Source organism: Paraburkholderia sp. GAS334, assembly GCF_050436625.1.
In the GTDB taxonomy this organism is placed as follows: Bacteria; Pseudomonadota; Gammaproteobacteria; order Burkholderiales; family Burkholderiaceae; genus Paraburkholderia.
The window spans coordinates 66,407-82,109 of record NZ_JBNDMO010000009.1 but is presented as its reverse complement, the minus strand read 5'-3'; the positions used below and the strand labels follow the sequence as shown (position 1 = coordinate 82,109).

At 63.9% G+C, this 15,703-nt stretch carries 13 protein-coding genes; 7 read left to right on the top strand and 6 right to left on the bottom strand.

Annotation, left to right across the window (positions count from 1 at the left end; translation table 11 throughout):
- Positions 1-62: 62 nt before the first annotated feature.
- Complete coding sequence (locus P3T21_RS18025; RefSeq protein WP_429257297.1) at positions 63-1,403, bottom strand: NAD(P)/FAD-dependent oxidoreductase; 1,341 nt, start codon at positions 1,401-1,403, stop codon at positions 63-65.
- A 466-nt stretch (positions 1,404-1,869) separates the two neighbouring features.
- Here P3T21_RS18025 and P3T21_RS18020 point away from each other — a divergent pair, with 466 nt between their 5' ends.
- Complete coding sequence (locus tag P3T21_RS18020) at positions 1,870-2,724, top strand: helix-turn-helix domain-containing protein (protein WP_429257296.1); 855 nt, start codon at positions 1,870-1,872, stop codon at positions 2,722-2,724.
- Positions 2,725-2,767: 43 nt separating this feature from the next.
- Here the strand turns inward: P3T21_RS18020 and P3T21_RS18015 are convergent, their stop codons facing one another.
- A complete protein-coding gene (locus tag P3T21_RS18015) occupies positions 2,768-4,636 on the bottom strand; it encodes an ATP-binding response regulator (protein ID WP_429257295.1) in 1,869 nt (622 codons plus the stop codon).
- Positions 4,606-5,079 carry a molybdopterin-dependent oxidoreductase gene (locus P3T21_RS18010; RefSeq protein ID WP_429257528.1) on the bottom strand — a complete coding sequence of 158 codons (474 nt, stop codon included), beginning with the start codon at positions 5,077-5,079 and terminating at the stop codon, positions 4,606-4,608. Before P3T21_RS18010 ends, P3T21_RS18015 begins: the two co-directional genes overlap by 31 nt.
- A gap of 179 nt (positions 5,080-5,258) precedes the next feature.
- On the opposite strand from P3T21_RS18010, the gene P3T21_RS18005 reads away from it, so the two are divergent.
- On the top strand, positions 5,259-6,206 hold the full coding sequence (locus P3T21_RS18005) for a phosphoribosyltransferase family protein (protein ID WP_429257294.1): 948 nt from the start codon (positions 5,259-5,261) through the stop codon (positions 6,204-6,206).
- A 63-nt stretch (positions 6,207-6,269) separates the two neighbouring features.
- Here the strand turns inward: P3T21_RS18005 and P3T21_RS18000 are convergent, their stop codons facing one another.
- The gene (locus tag P3T21_RS18000) at positions 6,270-7,931 is read right to left on the bottom strand and encodes an ATP-binding domain-containing protein (RefSeq protein WP_429257293.1); all 1,662 of its coding nucleotides are present in this window, start codon (positions 7,929-7,931) and stop codon (positions 6,270-6,272) included.
- A 141-nt stretch (positions 7,932-8,072) separates the two neighbouring features.
- Between P3T21_RS18000 and P3T21_RS17995 the strand changes: the two genes are divergently transcribed.
- A complete protein-coding gene (locus P3T21_RS17995; RefSeq protein WP_429257292.1) occupies positions 8,073-8,702 on the top strand; it encodes a glutathione S-transferase family protein in 630 nt (209 codons plus the stop codon).
- A gap of 85 nt (positions 8,703-8,787) precedes the next feature.
- Positions 8,788-9,345 carry a Fur family transcriptional regulator gene (locus tag P3T21_RS17990; protein ID WP_429257291.1) on the top strand — a complete coding sequence of 186 codons (558 nt, stop codon included), beginning with the start codon at positions 8,788-8,790 and terminating at the stop codon, positions 9,343-9,345.
- 69 nt (positions 9,346-9,414) lie between these two features.
- Here P3T21_RS17990 and P3T21_RS17985 read toward each other — a convergent pair whose 3' ends face one another.
- Both P3T21_RS17985 and P3T21_RS17980 read right to left on the bottom strand, forming a co-directional pair.
- A complete protein-coding gene (locus P3T21_RS17985; RefSeq protein WP_429257290.1) occupies positions 9,415-9,825 on the bottom strand; it encodes a response regulator in 411 nt (136 codons plus the stop codon).
- Between the two features lie 503 nt (positions 9,826-10,328).
- On the bottom strand, positions 10,329-11,078 hold the full coding sequence (locus P3T21_RS17980) for a TetR/AcrR family transcriptional regulator (RefSeq protein ID WP_429257289.1): 750 nt from the start codon (positions 11,076-11,078) through the stop codon (positions 10,329-10,331).
- 75 nt (positions 11,079-11,153) lie between these two features.
- Between P3T21_RS17980 and P3T21_RS17975 the strand changes: the two genes are divergently transcribed.
- The 3 genes from P3T21_RS17975 (at position 11,154) to P3T21_RS17965 (ending at position 15,645) form a co-directional block, all read left to right on the top strand.
- Positions 11,154-12,689 carry an MDR family MFS transporter gene (locus P3T21_RS17975; protein ID WP_429257288.1) on the top strand — a complete coding sequence of 512 codons (1,536 nt, stop codon included), beginning with the start codon at positions 11,154-11,156 and terminating at the stop codon, positions 12,687-12,689.
- A gap of 364 nt (positions 12,690-13,053) precedes the next feature.
- Positions 13,054-14,415 carry a hypothetical protein gene (locus tag P3T21_RS17970; protein WP_429257287.1) on the top strand — a complete coding sequence of 454 codons (1,362 nt, stop codon included), beginning with the start codon at positions 13,054-13,056 and terminating at the stop codon, positions 14,413-14,415.
- Positions 14,416-14,562: 147 nt separating this feature from the next.
- Entirely contained in the window at positions 14,563-15,645 is a 1,083-nt protein-coding gene (locus P3T21_RS17965) for a TAXI family TRAP transporter solute-binding subunit (protein ID WP_429257286.1), read from the top strand.
- Positions 15,646-15,703 lie beyond the last annotated feature (58 nt).

The window sequence follows — 15,703 nt, the reverse complement described above, 5'->3', positions numbered from 1 at the left end:
CGTTGCGGCAACGCAGTCCGGCTTTGTGTCGGTCGGACTGCTGCAGGACCGCGCGCAGCTTCTCACAGCATGCTGCGCGGCCGTTTCATCGTACCGTCGAAAAACCGCTGTAAACGGAATTCGGCGAGATCAAGCGACGGCTGTCCTTCATCGATCCACTCCGCCAGCAATTTGCCGACAATCGGCCCCATCGCGAAGCCGTGGCCGCAAAAGCCCGTCGCGATCATCAGGCCGCCGACGTCCGAAGGTGCGTCGATGACGGGAATCCCGTCGGGCAGCACGTCGATCAAACCCGCCCACGCCTCGGTGATCTGGGCATCTTTCAATGCAGGAAACAGCGCCTTGAGTTTTCGCAGCGCGCGCGGCGCATGACTGCGTTCGGGCTGCGGCTGCGGATCGCGTGGATACAGCACGCGTTCGCTGTCCGGCACGCCGCCAGGCAGACGCTCGCGCAGATCGCGGAACATCGCGCCGTTCAGATGGAAACTGAATTTCTCGCGCTGCTTCCACAGCTCCGGCAAAAACCACTTCAGCGCCCGCAGATGACCGAGCGTCATGTCGACGTCGACCTGCATGTCGTCGGCGAGATTGATCATGCCGTTTGCGCGCTGACGGATGCCAAGACCGTGCCCCCAGAACGTTGACGCCGTCACCTGCGGCAGCGCGTTGGTGCGCATGCAGGTGCCGCGCACCGCCTGCTGCGGCAGTTCGAGGCCGAGCGTTTTCAGGAGCCGCCAGCTGCTCGCGCCCGCCGCGCAGATAAAGCGCGACGAGCGGATCGTGCCGCGCTCGGTCACGACGCCCGTGATCGCGCCGGCCGCACGCTCGACCGCCACGACGCCACAGCCTTCGAAAAAGCGCGCGCCGCCTTCGATCGCCCGCGCGGCGAACGCAGCCGCGACGCGGCGCGGTTCGGCCTGGCCGTCGGTCGGCGTGTAGAGACCGCCGAGCGCGGCGCCCTGCATACCGCTCACATGTTCGTCGATCTGCGCGCGGTCCAGCACGCGCGTGTCGAGCCCGTACTGTCGCGCGACGTCTGTCCATTGCTGGAACGACGTCCAGTCGCTCTCCTCGCTCGCAACGTACATGCAGCCGCCCTGCCGCCATTCCAGGTCGAAATCGAGTTCATGCTCGAGCGCTTCCCACAGACGGATGCCAGCCATCATCAACGGCACTTCGGCGGCTTCGCGTCCCTGCTGGCGCACGAAGCCCCATGCGCGCGACGACTGCTGGCCGGAGATCCGCGACTTGTCGAGCACAACCGCCTTCAGGCCGCGTCGGGCGAGATAGTACGCCGCCGCGCAGCCCATGATGCCCGCGCCAGCGATCACCACGTCGGCCTCGACAGGGAAGGATTCATCGGCGCGGGTCAGGCCGGAATGCAGCGGATAGGTTGTCGTCATCGTGTGGATCAGGAGGAAATGGCGTGCGGCGGCATCTTCGCAGGCACACCGTCCGACCGCAACACCCCGAATGCAGATCGGCGCGTTCAGACCGCTTCCGGCAACGCCGATACCGCGCCCATGCCGCGCCGCGGCCATGCGAGCCCACAAAATCACCGGCAGTCACATTACGTTTATGCGATTTAAATACTTTCATCGGTAAAATAGCGCGCTTGCGTGCCGCTGCCGGGCGCGGCGGAAGCGCGCAAATGGCCGGAACGGACCGTTCTGCGCGGTGTCCGAGGAGAGCGGATACTCACAAGTCGTCGGGCTGGCTGGCCGACGCGCGGTCAGGCAGGTTCAGATGTTGAAATGTGCTCGTCCCGCGTGGCCGGTCGGCCCGCACCGTATTCGTGCCGGACAGTCCGTGCCCGATAACGTCCACCCTCCAGTTCCGACAACTCACATCGACGGACACGCACGCAGCATGGCCAACGAAGCAACCTCACCCGACTCCATCGCGGTCGCCGAGCGCGTCCGCGAACTGATGAGCCGGCACGGCATCGGTAAACGCCAGCAGACCACCGAGCTCTGCCGCATCCTCGATCTGAGTTTTTCGCAGGGGCACCGCAAGCTGCGCGGCAACAGCCCGTGGACGCTCTCGCAGATCAAGAAGGTCGCCGAAGCCTTCGGCGAGCCGGCAGCGCAACTGTTCGGCGCGCAGTCGCTCGATCCGGGCATGGTGGGCGCAATTGCGCAGGAAGCGGTGTTTTCCATCGGCGCGATCGAGCTTGCGTGTACCGCATGGGTCGGCGCGGCGCTCGAACCCGGCAGCCGGCCGGAGTTCATCGCGTTCTCGAAGCTCGGACAGTGGCGCGTCGTGCGTCACGACGGTGCGCTCTATCAGAACGCGTTCGAAGTCCACAAGATCGAGATCTATCCGCGTCGCGCGGAAACGGACAAGCCGCTGATCGCGGTCGTCGACGACGATCAGGCTTCCGCCGACAACCTGCGCGATTACCTGGAGCGCAGCGGCTTTGGCGCGGCCGCGTTCTATGGCCTCACCGCGTTCGCGGATGCGTTGCAGACGCAGGTGTTCGACGGCGTGGTGATCGACTGGCTGTTCGGCAGCCAGACGTCCGCTTCGGCGATCCGCACGGTGCGCGCGTCGGAAAACCCGGATGCGCCGATCTTCGTGCTGACGGGCGAACTGCTGACGGGCAAAGCGAGCGAATCGGAAATCAGCGACGTGATCCGCAATTTCGATGTCGCCTGCTACGAAAAACCGGCGCGCATGGCGATTCTCGTCGCCGATCTGTCGAAACGGTTGAACCGCCTGTAGCCAGAATCCGGCCGGCATCCCGCCGGCACCCGGCCGCCGCGCGTCACACCGTGTGACGCGCCGCCAGTGCGCGCTGCACCGCGGCGCGCAGTTCTTCATAGTGGACCGGCTTCGGCAGACAGTCGAAGAACGGCCTGGCCGGGCCGCACGCATCGGGGCCCGGCAGGTCGGCGCTGACCGCGATCACTGGCGCGTGACCCGAAGGCACGTCCCGCGCGGCAAACGCCTCGACGAACGCATAACCATCCTTACCCGGCATCGACAGATCGAGCAGGATCACGTCGCAGCGGTGCGTATCGAGCCACGCGAGCGCGGCATCGACGGTCGCGGTCGACGCCGCGTCGCACTGCATGTGCGCGACCATCTCGCTTAGCGAGTCGCGCACCAGCGGGTTGTCGTCGACGATCAGCACCTGGGCGCGCGCGCCATCGGCTGGCGCGCGCGCAGCCACATCGGGTACTGCGGCGCCCGCCACAGGCACGACCGGGATCGCCACCCGGAACGTCGTGCCCTCGCCCACACGACTCTCGACGTGAATGCTTCCGCCAAACAGATCAACCAGCCCCTGCACGATCGAGAGGCCCATGCCCGCGCCTTCGAAGCGTCGAGCGCGTGACGCATCGAGCTGCGTGAACTCCTTGAAGATCAGCGGAATCTGTTCCTGCGGCACGCCGGCCCCGGTGTCGCTGACGAAGATCGACAGCAGCGTCGGGTCCTGCACGAGTTGCAGGCGCACGCTGCCCTTCTCGGTATAGCGGATCGCGTTGGTGACGAGGTTGTTCACGATCTGCCGGATGCGATGCGGATCGGATTCGACGAGACCGATATAAGCGCCCGCGTCGCTCTCGAACGCGAGGCCTTTTGCACTCGCTGCGGGCGCGTTCTGGTCGGCAATCGAATTCAGCAATTCGCGCGGATCGAACTGCTCGTGTCGCAATTCAAGCCTGCCTGCACCGAGCCGCGCGTAATCGGTCAGATCCTTCATCTGCGCTTCGAGCTGTCGCGCGGCGGTTTCGAGGCGGCGGATCACCTTGCGGTCGGCTTCCGAATGAAAATTGAAGCCGAGCAGCTCGATCGACGACACGATGGCATGCAACGGCGTGCGCAGTTCGTGGCTGATCATGCCGAGGAACGCGTCCTTCGCGAGACTCGATTCACGTGCGGCGCGGCTCGCCTGATGTTCCGCGGCAAGCGCGGCATGCTGCTGGCGGATCAGGCGCGTTCTGCGATAACCGTTCAGCACGAGCAGCACCGTCGCCGCCGACGACAGCAATAGCAGCACCATCCCCGCGGCAAACAGCAGACGCCGCTTCGCAACGAAATCGTGGTTCATCGCCTCGCGGTCATGGACATCCGTGTCACGACGGCTGAGCGCGAGATCGTTGACCTCGGGCCAGTGCGCGCGCAACGCGGCGACCACCCGGTCGACGCGCCCAGGATCGTGCTCCAGCGCCTCGATATCCGGGTCGAGCAGATCGAGCAGCGCGGCGATTTTCTGGATTTCATCCTCCTGGCGCGCGGCCAGCGCGGGGCGCGATGCGAGCATGCGCGTCGAGCCTGCCATCACATTCAGCTTCGACTGAAGCACCTGATAGCTCAACTGGACTGCCGCGTAATCACGGTCCGCGCCCGTCTGATAGAGCAGCAACTGGGTCTGGAAGCGCGTGTACGCGATCTGCAACTGCGCCGCATCCCAGTAGAAACCGTCATACGCGCCGGTCGTCTGGAGCGTCACGCGTGGATTAAGCAGGTTCGCGTAGAGAAAGTAGCCGACGGCCGCTATTGGCGGCGCAAGCGCGGTCAGCCAGATCACGACGAACAGGAACCTCCGCCACGACCGCCGGGGCGCGGGCACCTCGGAAGGCGTCGGCGGCGGCTGTTTCATTTGACGACGATCGCCTTGATCTGCCATGCGAATTTCGCGTCGCCAACGCCGCCTTCGAGTTCGGCGGGAAACGCGTCGCGCGGATAGATGAGGAACAGCGGACCGAAATCGCTGACCTTCAGACGTTTGCCATTCATGCTGTACGCGACAATCACACCGTATCGCGCCGCATCCGCCACGGGCACCGTGCAGATGTAGTCATCCAGCGTGTGGATTTCGAGCGTCGTGCCGCGTGCGCCCACCTTCGCCAGAATGTCCGACAGCGATGGCCCGGTGAAGGTGGATTTCGGCGTCCACGTCGTCGATGTCGTGATCGAATGTGCGGGCAGCGCCAGCAGTTGCGCTTCCGAAAAGTGAAAGACGGTGTGCGCGGCGTCGTTGGTCTGTGTGATCGCGCCCTTCACGTCGAGCGTCAACGGTGTGGCCGATGCGGAGCGGGCAACGACAGCCAGTGCAAGGAACGCCCACATCAGGGCTTTCGGGTAACGCATGTTTCGACGGTCCTTTTTTATGAATTCGCGGTCCCTTTGGCCACGCAACGGGTTTCCGGAACACCGGCATAATATCGCCAAACGCCGCCGGCAAAGAAATGCCCGCACCGCTACCGCACAAGGCCGACGCGCATCGCGCGCGGCCGGCCAGTCGACTCATGAACAAACCGGTTCTTCCCGTTACGTACGAACAGCTCGATCACTGGATCGAATCGCTGCAACCCGCATTGCTCGACGAGGGCTTTAGCGCCGTCGCCGGCATTCTGCGCGGGGGCGCGCCGCTGGCGCTGATGGTGTCGCATGCGGTCGGCTTGCCGGTCGCGTTCCTGCGCTACGAACGCGCAACGCGCGAGGTCACGTGGGACTCCTCGCTACCCATGCCCGTGCCGGGCTCGAAGATCCTGCTGTGCGAAGACATCGCGGGGCGCGGCTTCACGCTCGTCGACTGCATCGCGTTTCTCGAACGGCATGGGCTTGTCGTGCGCACGCTGACCGGCGCATTCGACGAACTGAGCCGCACGAAGCCCGATTTCTCGCTTGATGCGCGCGGCTATTTCGCGCTTTTCCCGTGGGAGCGCCAGGCGCATACCGCTCGCTATCGCGACGACTGGACCGCGAGCGAAGCGGGCCGCCGCGCCCCGATGGCAGACGATCACGACTACGCGACGTATGCGATCGACCTCGACGGCATCCTGTTACCCGACGTGCCGTCCGCGCGCTACGACGCCGACCTCGAAGCCGCGCTGAACGAACGCGACCTGCTGCTGCCCTTCGAGACGTTGCCGGGTATCGACCTGCAACATACGCGCGCGATTGTCACCGGCCGGCCAGAAATGGACCGCGCACGCACGCAGGCGTGGCTCGACCGGCATGGTTTCGGTCATCTCGAGCTCGTAATGCGTGCAGCCGGGCTTCACGATCACACCCCCGCAGGCGCAGCGGCGCACAAGGCGGCGGCCGTGTTGTGCTGTGGCGTCACGCACTTCATCGAAAGCGATCCGGTGCAGGCCATCCTGATCTCACAGCAGGCGCCGCTGCTGCGGGTGATCTGGTGGGATGCGATCGCGCACAGCGGGACACTCGTGGGTGCGTCGGCGTGGCGTTGAGGTTTTCATACCGACGCGGCCTGCGCGCGTTTGCGCAGGTCCGCATCCGCTGCATCGCACGTGTCAGTCCGCTTCCGGCGCACGCAGATGTCGCGCCGCGCGCTGCGTAGCGACAACAATCAGTTTCATCGTCGCGCGCGTCGCGCCGACAAACAGCTTGCGCGCAATGCGCTCGTCGAACTGATCGAAATCGACTTCGGTGAGGATCACGCACGGCGCGGATTGCCCCTTGAAGCGATAGATCGACTCCAGCAGCACGTCGCCCTCGCGATACTCCGGGTTGCCGAACAGATCGTATTTGCCGGTAAAACTGCGCAGACGGTGCGGGCCGAGATGATCGAGCGCCGTCATTGCCGAACCTTCCCTTCCTCGAAACGACAGCACCGCAATGTCCTGCTTGCGAAAGCCAAGCCCGAGCGCGTGCGTGATGGCGCGCTTCGTTGCATCGATGCTGCCTTCCGTGGCGTTGGCCTCGTCGTAGGTCGAAAACGAAATGTCCGAGCCGTCGAACGGACTGCCCGAAGTGAGCCCTGCCGCTAGCGGCGCCGACGCACCGACGAGATCGCGCACGTAATCGAGAATGTCGCGCGGGCTGCGATAGTTCGTGGTCTCCTTGAGCGTCGTCCAGCCGGGCAGCTCGACGGGCGCACGCATATACAGATTCTGCAGCGGATCCTCGAGCCACCACCACGCCGCGCCCGGCCGCAACAGCCGTTCGAGGGCCGCGACCCACGGCTGCTGGAAATCCTGCCCTTCATCGACGATCACCACATCGAACTGCCAGCGCTCATCGACCGGAGATTGCGCGAACGTGGTCTCGAGTTGTTCGAATACGTTCGACGCGTCGAAATCCGGTGCACGTCCGGCATCGCGTGCGATCCAGTCGCATAGCTGGTGATAGTTCGCGACCTTCGCCTCGGGCGGCGCAACGCGCGCGATGTGATCCGCGAGCGGCCGGTTGAAGCACACGTACAGCGTGCGCCGGCCTTCCGCGACCGCGTCCTTCATGACCTGCACCGCGAGCTGCGTCTTGCCCGACCCGGCCGTGCCGATCACGCGCAGACGGAACGGCGCGAATTCGAGCCGCCGCGCCCACGTCGCGAGGCCGCCCGCAAGACGCGTGACGAGTGTGCCCGCCTGGCCGACGAGCGCACTCGCGTCCGGCGTCAGCGCGAGTTCGTCTGCGAGAAAGTGGTGGATCTTCGCCGCGCAAGGCAGGCGGGGTTCGTCCGCCGGCAACGCGTCGCGGATGATCGCGGCGAGCCGGTCCTTGCGCGTCGCATCGACGATGCGCGCCGGGTTCACGCCGGCAATCGCTGCGTCTTTCACGACGTGGTCGGGACAGTACAGCAGTTCCTCGATGAAATACGTGTTCGCGCCGAACGCCGCCGTGAAGCGGCGATGCATGCCTTCGACCGTGCGCGCAAGTGCAATCGCCACGTTACGTTCGGTCTGCATGTGGACCTTGACGAGTCCTTTTGGCGTCTCGCGCAGGAAGCCGGTTTTCTGCTCGATGATCATCACGCGCCCCGACGGGCTGACGATCACGAAATCCGCTTCGCCGAACACGGAAAAGCCCTGGTTCAGACGGGTCCAGTGCACACCGTGATAGACGGTGTAGTCGTCGGACAACGCGTGCTCGAGCAGCGCCAGCGTTTCGCGTTCACGGGAAGCGGCGCCGGTGGCGGCGAGATTTTTCCAGTCGTCGGGGACTATGCGGGCCATGCGATGCCTCGTCACTTTGAAGTGGATATATTGTACGCAGCGATGTCCCCACGATCGGTAAAAACAGCCTTCCTCGTGTATCGTTAACGGTTTGACGCCGCGGTTATGCGCAGCGCTTTGCCTTCCAGGAGAAACTGCCGAATGATTACGATCTGGGGACGGGCCAACTCGGTCAATGTCCAGAAAGTTTTGTGGTGCTGCGATGAGCTGTCGCTGCCGTACGAACGTATCGACGCCGGCATGCAGTTCGGCCGCAACGGCGAGCCCGACTATCTGACAATGAATCCGACGGGCAAGGTCCCGACGCTCGTCGATGGCGACTACGTGCTGTGGGAGTCGAATTCCATACTGCGCTATCTGGTGCTGCAGTATGGACCGCCGTCGAGCCTGCTTTACCCCGCCGATCCAAAAATCCGCGCGGGCATCGACCGCTGGCTGGACTGGTCGCTGAGTACGCTGCAGCCCGCAGAGCGGCCCGTGTTCTGGTCGATCGTCCGCACACCGGCCGCCGACCGCGATCAGGCGGCGCTAGAGCGGAACGTGCAGGCCGTCAGCGCGCTCTGGAAGCAGCTCGACACGCATCTGGCCGGCCGCTTCTTCTTCGAAACCGACCACTTCACGCACGCCGACATCGTGCTCGGCGCTTACGCGAAGCGCTGGTTCGGTCTCGAAGGCATCGAGCGTCCGTCGATGCCGAATCTGGAGCGCTGGTATTCGCGGCTGGAAAACCGTCCGGGCTTCAGGAAGTTCATCGATCTGCCGCTGACCTGAACGGCTGACATGGGCAACGAGGCGGCCGGGCGCGAGCTGGGAGCGCAGTTCGATCGAAGTTCGCGATGCCCCGTATAATCGACGCATGAAGAACGCCTCCTCCACGACTGCGCACGATCACGACCACGGGCCCGCAGCCGCCGCCTCGCCTGAGGCTGCGCTCGCGCTGGCGGAAGAATATTGCCGCGAACGCGGCGAGAAACTGACGCCGATTCGCCGCAAGGTGCTGGAACTGCTGCTCGCATCGGGTCGGGCGACGAAGGCGTATTCGCTGCTCGACGACATGCGTCAGATCCATCCCGGCTCGGCGCCGCCCACGGTGTACCGCGCGCTGGATTTTCTGCTGTCGGCCGGACTGGTGCACCGGATCGAGTCGATCAACGCGTTCACGGTTTGCCACGATCTGACGCAATGTCAGCACGGCATCCTGGTGGTGTGCCAGCAATGCGGCAACGTCACAGAACTGCATCAACCGAAGTTGCGCCAGGCGCTCGTCGCGCAGATCGAAGATGCGGGTTACAGCCTCGCCAGCGATGAAATCGAACTGAAAGGCCTCTGCGCCGCGTGTCAGGCGGCGAACGCTGCTAAAGACGCCAAACCCGACACCAGGCCCGCGAAAAACGCGGAAATCGCCAGCGATTGACGCCACGCGTCATTCAGCGAAGCAGGCTCGCGCCTGCCCCGCGGGTTACCGCATTACTTCACACGAAAATCAACCTGCCGCACGCGCCTCGATCGCGTCACGCAAAAGCGTGACCAGCGCATTCGGCCGGGCCGGTTTCGTCATGAAGTGCTGAAAGCCCTCGCCGATGCTTCGCAGGCGGTAGGTGTCGTCGGTGTGACCGGTGAGCGCAACCGCCACCGTAGGCGAATGGTCACCGCGAATCTCGTGGTCGCGCAGGCGCTGGATCAGGTAGAAACCGTCCATCGTGGGCAAATCGATATCGCAGACGATCGCATCCGGTAGCAACCGGACCGCCGCCTCGACACCTTCTTCCGCGTCCGCGACCGCGACGACGCGTGCCCCTTCCGATTCAAGCAGGCTCGCCAGTGATTCCCGGCTCTGCGGGTCATCCTCGACGAGCACGATCGTTGCCTGATCGAGTCTCAACTCTCCGTTCATTTTGCTTTGTTGCTATATAGACAGGTTAGGCGGTCACGCGCAACTGTTGCATGGATGAACCGGCGCGCTACGTTCAGGTAGGACCCGATTTCGCGCGACGGGTTGCAACCATTTTTGCGTTGCGCGGCGTGCGCGCGCATCGCGTTGTCGACCACTCTCGACACTACCGCATTACGTGAAGCGTAGCGGACGATAGCGCGGGATCAAGGCGAGGACATGAAAACGCGCATGAAAAAATGCGCACTGTACGTCATTTTTACAGGGTTTCATGTCGTCGCGAGTCCCTCTCGCGGATTGCCGCCGTAGTTGTCCGGCTGCACAGAAACGCACGGCCGATCTCTTTCAGCGCGCCCACACGCGCGGATTCTGCTCCCGCCCGGGTTGTAACGCGGGCCCATGCAACCGGCCACCAGAAACGCGTCCGGCGCCACGCGAAGTCGACGTTCTGAATTCAACCGTTTTCAGCACGATGCGTGCCGCATCAGCTTCGATTCCGGTTTCGCTCAGCGCGTCGTGATGTTCGGTCCGACGCCGTGCGTGAGTAACGCGATCGCGTGGCGGGCAATGTCGTCGGCGGTGATCTGTCGACGGATCGGGTCGTTACGCCATTCCTTCGATGTCGCGAGCGGCAGGATGGTCAGACCGAGCAGCGACAGGAAAACGAGCGACGGTTCCAGATTCGCGTTGAGCCGCCCTGCTTTCTGCCACTTCGCGATGCAGTCGATTGACGCTTTCTGGTGCGCGTCGCCGAACCGCGCGTGCATGCGCTGCTTCAGCAGTCCGCCCTCGCTGATCACTTCGCGCACCCAAAGCGGCGGGAACCATGGATATTCGATCGCGACATCGACAAGACGCCGCGCCAGCTGGGTAATCGCGGCGACGGGATCATCAGGATTTGCCTCGAACGCGCCACCCAGCGCCGCGCGCAGCGGCATGAAACGCTCGTCGATGAGTACGTCCAGCAACTGGTCGCGCGTCTTGAAGTAGTAGTGAACCATCGCCGGCGTGACGCCGGCCTCGCGCGCGATGGCGCCGAGCGTCGTATCGACGATGCCCTGCCGCGCGAACAGCGCCAGCGCCACATCGAGCAGCCTCGTACGCTGTTCGGGCCCGCGCGCGCTGCCCGTCGGTCGCCCGGGACGCCGCGGGGCAACGCCGCCCGTCACCGCCCCAGCGCCGGCGTCGGCGACATCTGCGTTGCCAGCGACATGCTCCCTTTGCGCCGCGCCGCCTCCGATTTTTCTCTGTGCCATATCCGTTTGACGATACGCCTGATATCGCATATATTAATCTCCACATTAATTAATATCAAGCGACATCACCGGCACATGGATCAGTCCACTTCACTGAGCGTCGATGAAACCCACGTCGATGCGCCTTCGTCCGCGAATACCGCATCGCACCCGCCGCTACGCATCCTGTTTCCCGCGCTGCTGCTCGTCATGCTACTGGCCGCGCTCGACCAGACAATCGTCTCGACCGCCCTGCCGACGATCGTCGGTGAACTGGGCGGCCTCGAGAACCTGTCGTGGGTCGTGACGGCCTATCTGCTCGCTTCGACGATCGTCGTGCCGCTATACGGCAAATTCGGCGACCTGTTCGGCCGGAAGATCGTCTTGCAGACAGCGATCGTGCTGTTCCTCGTCGGCTCCGCGCTCTGTGGCGCCGCGCAGGACATGACGCAGTTGATCCTGCTGCGAGCGCTACAGGGTCTCGGCGGCGGCGGCCTGCTCGTGATCACGATGGCAGCGATCGGCGACGTCATTCCACCGGCCGACCGTGGCCGCTATCAGGGCATGTTCGGTGGCGTGTTCGGCCTTGCGACCGTCATTGGTCCGCTGCTCGGCGGCTTCCTCGTCGAGCATCTGTCGTGGCGCTGGATTTTCTATATCAATCTGCCGCTCGGCATTGGCGCGCTGCTCGTCATCGCCGCCGTTTTCAAGCCGCATACGAAGCACATCAAGCATGCGATCGATTACATGGGCGCCGGCTTTCTCGCTACCGCGCTGACCTGCATCATCCTCTTCACGAGTCAGGGCGGCACGATCCTGCCGTGGAGTTCGCCGCAACTGTGGTTCACGCTCGCGGTCGGCCTCGTGTGCATCGGTGGGTTCATTTATGAAGAACGCCTCGCAGTGGAACCGATCATGCCGCTGGAGCTTTTCAGGAACCGCACGTTCCTGCTGAGCTGTTTGATCGGCTTCATTGTTGGCGTTTCGATGTTCGGTTCGGTCACGTTCCTGCCCGTGTATCTGCAGGTCGTGAAAAACTCGACGCCGTCAGAAGCCGGTATGCAGATGCTGCCGATGATGGGTGGCCTGCTCGTGATGTCTGTCATCACAGGTCGCGCGATCAGCAAGATCGGTAAATACCGGATGTTTCCGATCGCGGGCACGTTCCTCGTCGCCGTCGCGATGATCCTGCTTGCGCGTCTGGAAATTTCGACACCCATCTACGTGATGTATATCTACATGGGCCTGCTCGGCTTCGGGCTCGGCATGGTGATGCAGGTGCTGGTTCTCGCCGCGCAGAACGCGGTCGAATTCCGGCACATGGGTGTTGCGACATCGGGTGCAACGCTGTTCCGTTCGATCGGTGGCTCGGTGGGAGTCGCTGCGTTCGGTGCGGTGTTTTCGAGCCAGCTTCGCTCGCGCCTGAGCGATCTCATTCCGGCAGGCACGGAATTGCCGCAGTCGCTCGGACCGGCGACGATCCACCAGTTGCCGGCTGTGCTGCGCGACGACTATCTGCAGGCATTCGCGGGCGCGCTGCACACCGTGTATTTCGTCGCGGCATGCGTGGTCGTTCTTGCGTTCGTGCTGGCGTTGCTGTTCAAGGATGTTCCGCTGCGCAAACATCATTGACTGCGGCAGGCATTCCCCGCCTCGAAACGGCCGGACGTACTACGCGTCCGGCCGTACGGACAGTCAACATTCATCTGACCAGGCCGCGAGCATCCAGTGTGCTGTGATGTGGTGCATACAAAAATCGTCTGTATTAATCGTCCTCCTGACGTATCCGTGTCCAATGTGTGCGGTAGGTGACAACGGCGATTGACGTTGGCGCGGAAACGACACATATTGCATTCAGGCGACCCCCGAATCTTCTTCGGTTCGTCCGTCGACCAGTGCATATGTACCGTGAATCACGCAGATGCTGCGGGTCGCCCTGATGGCGACCTGAAGCGTGCCGTTCAGAGGCACAGCGTATAACTGGTGGGTTGAACGCATGTCCACCCAGACTCGTCCCGGCCAGACATTCCCGACGCCATGCAAACGTTGCGGCGGCGCGCTGTATCCGCCTGACGAAACGTGTCCATGGTGCGGCGCCAGTCACGCAGTAGCTTACGGCGTGCGCCTGAAGGCCGACGCGCTTGCTCATCCGCATCCGCCGCGCGCGCCGGATGTTCCATCCGGTTTGCCAGGGGACGTTCCGCAGCCGGCCGGCCACACGCAGCCGCTGATGCTACCCGATACGCCGGTTCCTCCGCTCAGCATGCCGGAGCCCATATGGCGCAGCGTGGGCCGCTGGATTTTCAGCAAGGGGCTCGTGCTGAGCTTCTTTCTGTTTGCGCTCGGCTACGCGGGTTACACGCTCTTCAGCGAACACAGGGCCGACTCTGCAATCGACGAACCGGCCACCACCAGCACGAGCGGCAGTATCCAGCCTTATCAGGGTGCGTCGTCGGCGCGTCCGTCGGAAAGCGTCGCATCGATCGCGCCTGTTGCGCCGGCTCGAACGCCGGCTGCTCCGGCTGCCCCCGTTGCGAAGGTGACACCCGCGGCGCCTGCCCCGTCGACGCGGCAGGCAGTGGCTGCGTCGCCGTCCATACCGCCCATCCCGACCTTGCCGCCGTTGCCCTCCGCGGCGCCCGCGGCTGCCGTCGCGGCGACACCGGTCGTGCCGCCTCTGCCCGCTCGCGCCCTGACGCGACATCGCGACGTCCCCGAAAGTCTACAGGCGGCGCGCGCGAGTCTTGAGGCGAGCGATCTGGCAGGCGCGCAGGCGGCGCTCTCTGAAGCGCTGGCGACGCAGCCCGATAACGCCGAAGCACGGTTGATGCAGCAGGATCTGCTGCAACGCATGTTGAAGCGCGACGCTTTTGTGCGCGCGGCGAACTCTTGCGTACAGGACCGTCTATGGAGTTGCGTGCGGCACAACGCATCAGATGCGCTCGCTGTCGATGCAACCAATCCCGGCGTCAAGGCGCTGCTGGAACGTTCGATCCGTGAGGCAGGCTGGAATTCCCCCGCGTTGCCGACGGCGCGCGGCGGTGCGGCTGCGACCGCACCGGCCGTGGCCGCAGCCGCACCGCCCGCGCGCGTGGCGCGTCCGCCCGTGGCGCGTCGACCCATGGTCTCCGCGCCGGTGAACACACCGCCGCGCACGACAGCCATGGCTACGCCCACGCCGACGCCCAATGCCGCAGCCACACCCGCAGCCACACCCGCGCCGGCTCCAGTTTCCCCGACCACATCGACGCAGACGACGACAACAGACACCAGCAGCATCGACGCACAGGAACGCGCGATCCGCGAATCGGGCTGGAGTCATCCGGCGAAGGCATCCACTGCGTCGTCGGTGCGTTGAAGCGATGACGCCGTGACGTCATGAACCAGCACATCAGACAACATGCACAGGCGAGGCCCCCCCGCCCATAACATTCAAGACCGGATTCGACGCTTCGCGTGCCATTGCGCGAGTGTCAGTTACAACCAGACAGAAAAGGTGGAGACCATGTTCAAGATCATTCTGGCGGGATGTGTCGGACTGGCGCTGGCGTCGTCGGCGGCGCTGGCGGACAACGCGCACTACAAGATCGTCACGGGACCGGAGCGCGGTACATACATCCAGATTGGCGCGGACCTCGCGAAATGGGTCGCGCCATCCGCCGGCATCGACCTCGAAGTGGTGCCGTCCAAGGGCTCGGCGGAGAACGTGCAGCGCATGCGCTTCGAGCCTGGCGTGAAGCTCGCGCTCGTGCAGTCGGACGTATATCAGGCTTACGTCGACATGGCGAACGGCGGCAATACAGATGCGGGCACAACCATTCGCCCGTTGCGTCTGATCATGCCGCTCTATGACGAGGAAATCTATTTCGTCGTGCGTGCCGACTCTCCGCTCAAGACGATCAATGAGATCAAGAACCAGAACATGAGTATCGGGCTGATTGGCAGCGGCACCGCGCAGTCGGCGACCACGCTATACCGTCTCATGTTCGGCACGTCCGTTCCCGATCAGTACGCGCAACATCTATCGAACGAGGATGCGCTCGCCGCGCTGATCGTGAAGAAGATCGACGTTGCCATAGTCGTCGCGGGACAGCCGGCCAAGCTCTTCACCGACATGAATCCCGAACTGCTGGAGCAGATCCGCGTGCTCAAGGTCGATCCGGCCGCGCCAGAAACGGTGCGCGCAAAACAGACCTATTTCCCGGCGACGATCCGCGCGTCGAGCTATCCGAACTGGCTGAAGGAAGACGTGCAGACGCTGACGGTAAAAGCCTTCCTCGTGACTTACGACTACAACCTGCGCGACACCGTCGGCAATCTCAACCGGTTCGCCGATTCGCTCTGCGCGAACTTCGACAACCTTCAGGAACACGGTCATCCGAAGTGGAAACAGGTGAAGATGGAACTGCCGAACCTCGGCAAAGGATGGAAATACTATCCGCCGGTGGAGAAACGGCTGCGCGTGTGCCTCGCGCACAGGACCGCAGTCGCAGCGACTAACGCCCCCGCGACGGATGAACCCGCGAAGTCGCCAAAGCGCCCATGCACTGACCAGGAACGGTTGCTGTTGCTGTGCGGAAAGCAGTAATGCGAGCGCGGCATTTCATGGCGGCCGGGACACCGGTTGACGCCGCCTGACGATGGTT

What these genes read in the sequence shown, in the direction of transcription:
- P3T21_RS17970 (WP_429257287.1), top strand. Translation starts at nt 13,054, where the DNA reads ATGTCCACCCAGACTCGTCCCGGCCAGACATTCCCGACGCCATGCAAA.
- P3T21_RS17965 (WP_429257286.1), top strand. Translation starts at nt 14,563, where the DNA reads ATGTTCAAGATCATTCTGGCGGGATGTGTCGGACTGGCGCTGGCGTCG.
- P3T21_RS17980 (WP_429257289.1), bottom strand. Translation starts at nt 11,078, where the DNA reads ATGGCACAGAGAAAAATCGGAGGCGGCGCGGCGCAAAGGGAGCATGTC.
- P3T21_RS18010 (WP_429257528.1), bottom strand. Translation starts at nt 5,079, where the DNA reads ATGTGGGCGTTCCTTGCACTGGCTGTCGTTGCCCGCTCCGCATCGGCC.
- P3T21_RS18020 (WP_429257296.1), top strand. Translation starts at nt 1,870, where the DNA reads ATGGCCAACGAAGCAACCTCACCCGACTCCATCGCGGTCGCCGAGCGC.
- P3T21_RS18025 (WP_429257297.1), bottom strand. Translation starts at nt 1,403, where the DNA reads ATGACGACAACCTATCCGCTGCATTCCGGCCTGACCCGCGCCGATGAA.
- P3T21_RS17985 (WP_429257290.1), bottom strand. Translation starts at nt 9,825, where the DNA reads ATGAACGGAGAGTTGAGACTCGATCAGGCAACGATCGTGCTCGTCGAG.
- P3T21_RS18000 (WP_429257293.1), bottom strand. Translation starts at nt 7,931, where the DNA reads ATGGCCCGCATAGTCCCCGACGACTGGAAAAATCTCGCCGCCACCGGC.
- P3T21_RS17975 (WP_429257288.1), top strand. Translation starts at nt 11,154, where the DNA reads ATGGATCAGTCCACTTCACTGAGCGTCGATGAAACCCACGTCGATGCG.
- P3T21_RS17995 (WP_429257292.1), top strand. Translation starts at nt 8,073, where the DNA reads ATGATTACGATCTGGGGACGGGCCAACTCGGTCAATGTCCAGAAAGTT.
- P3T21_RS18005 (WP_429257294.1), top strand. Translation starts at nt 5,259, where the DNA reads ATGAACAAACCGGTTCTTCCCGTTACGTACGAACAGCTCGATCACTGG.
- P3T21_RS18015 (WP_429257295.1), bottom strand. Translation starts at nt 4,636, where the DNA reads ATGGCAGATCAAGGCGATCGTCGTCAAATGAAACAGCCGCCGCCGACG.
- P3T21_RS17990 (WP_429257291.1), top strand. Translation starts at nt 8,788, where the DNA reads ATGAAGAACGCCTCCTCCACGACTGCGCACGATCACGACCACGGGCCC.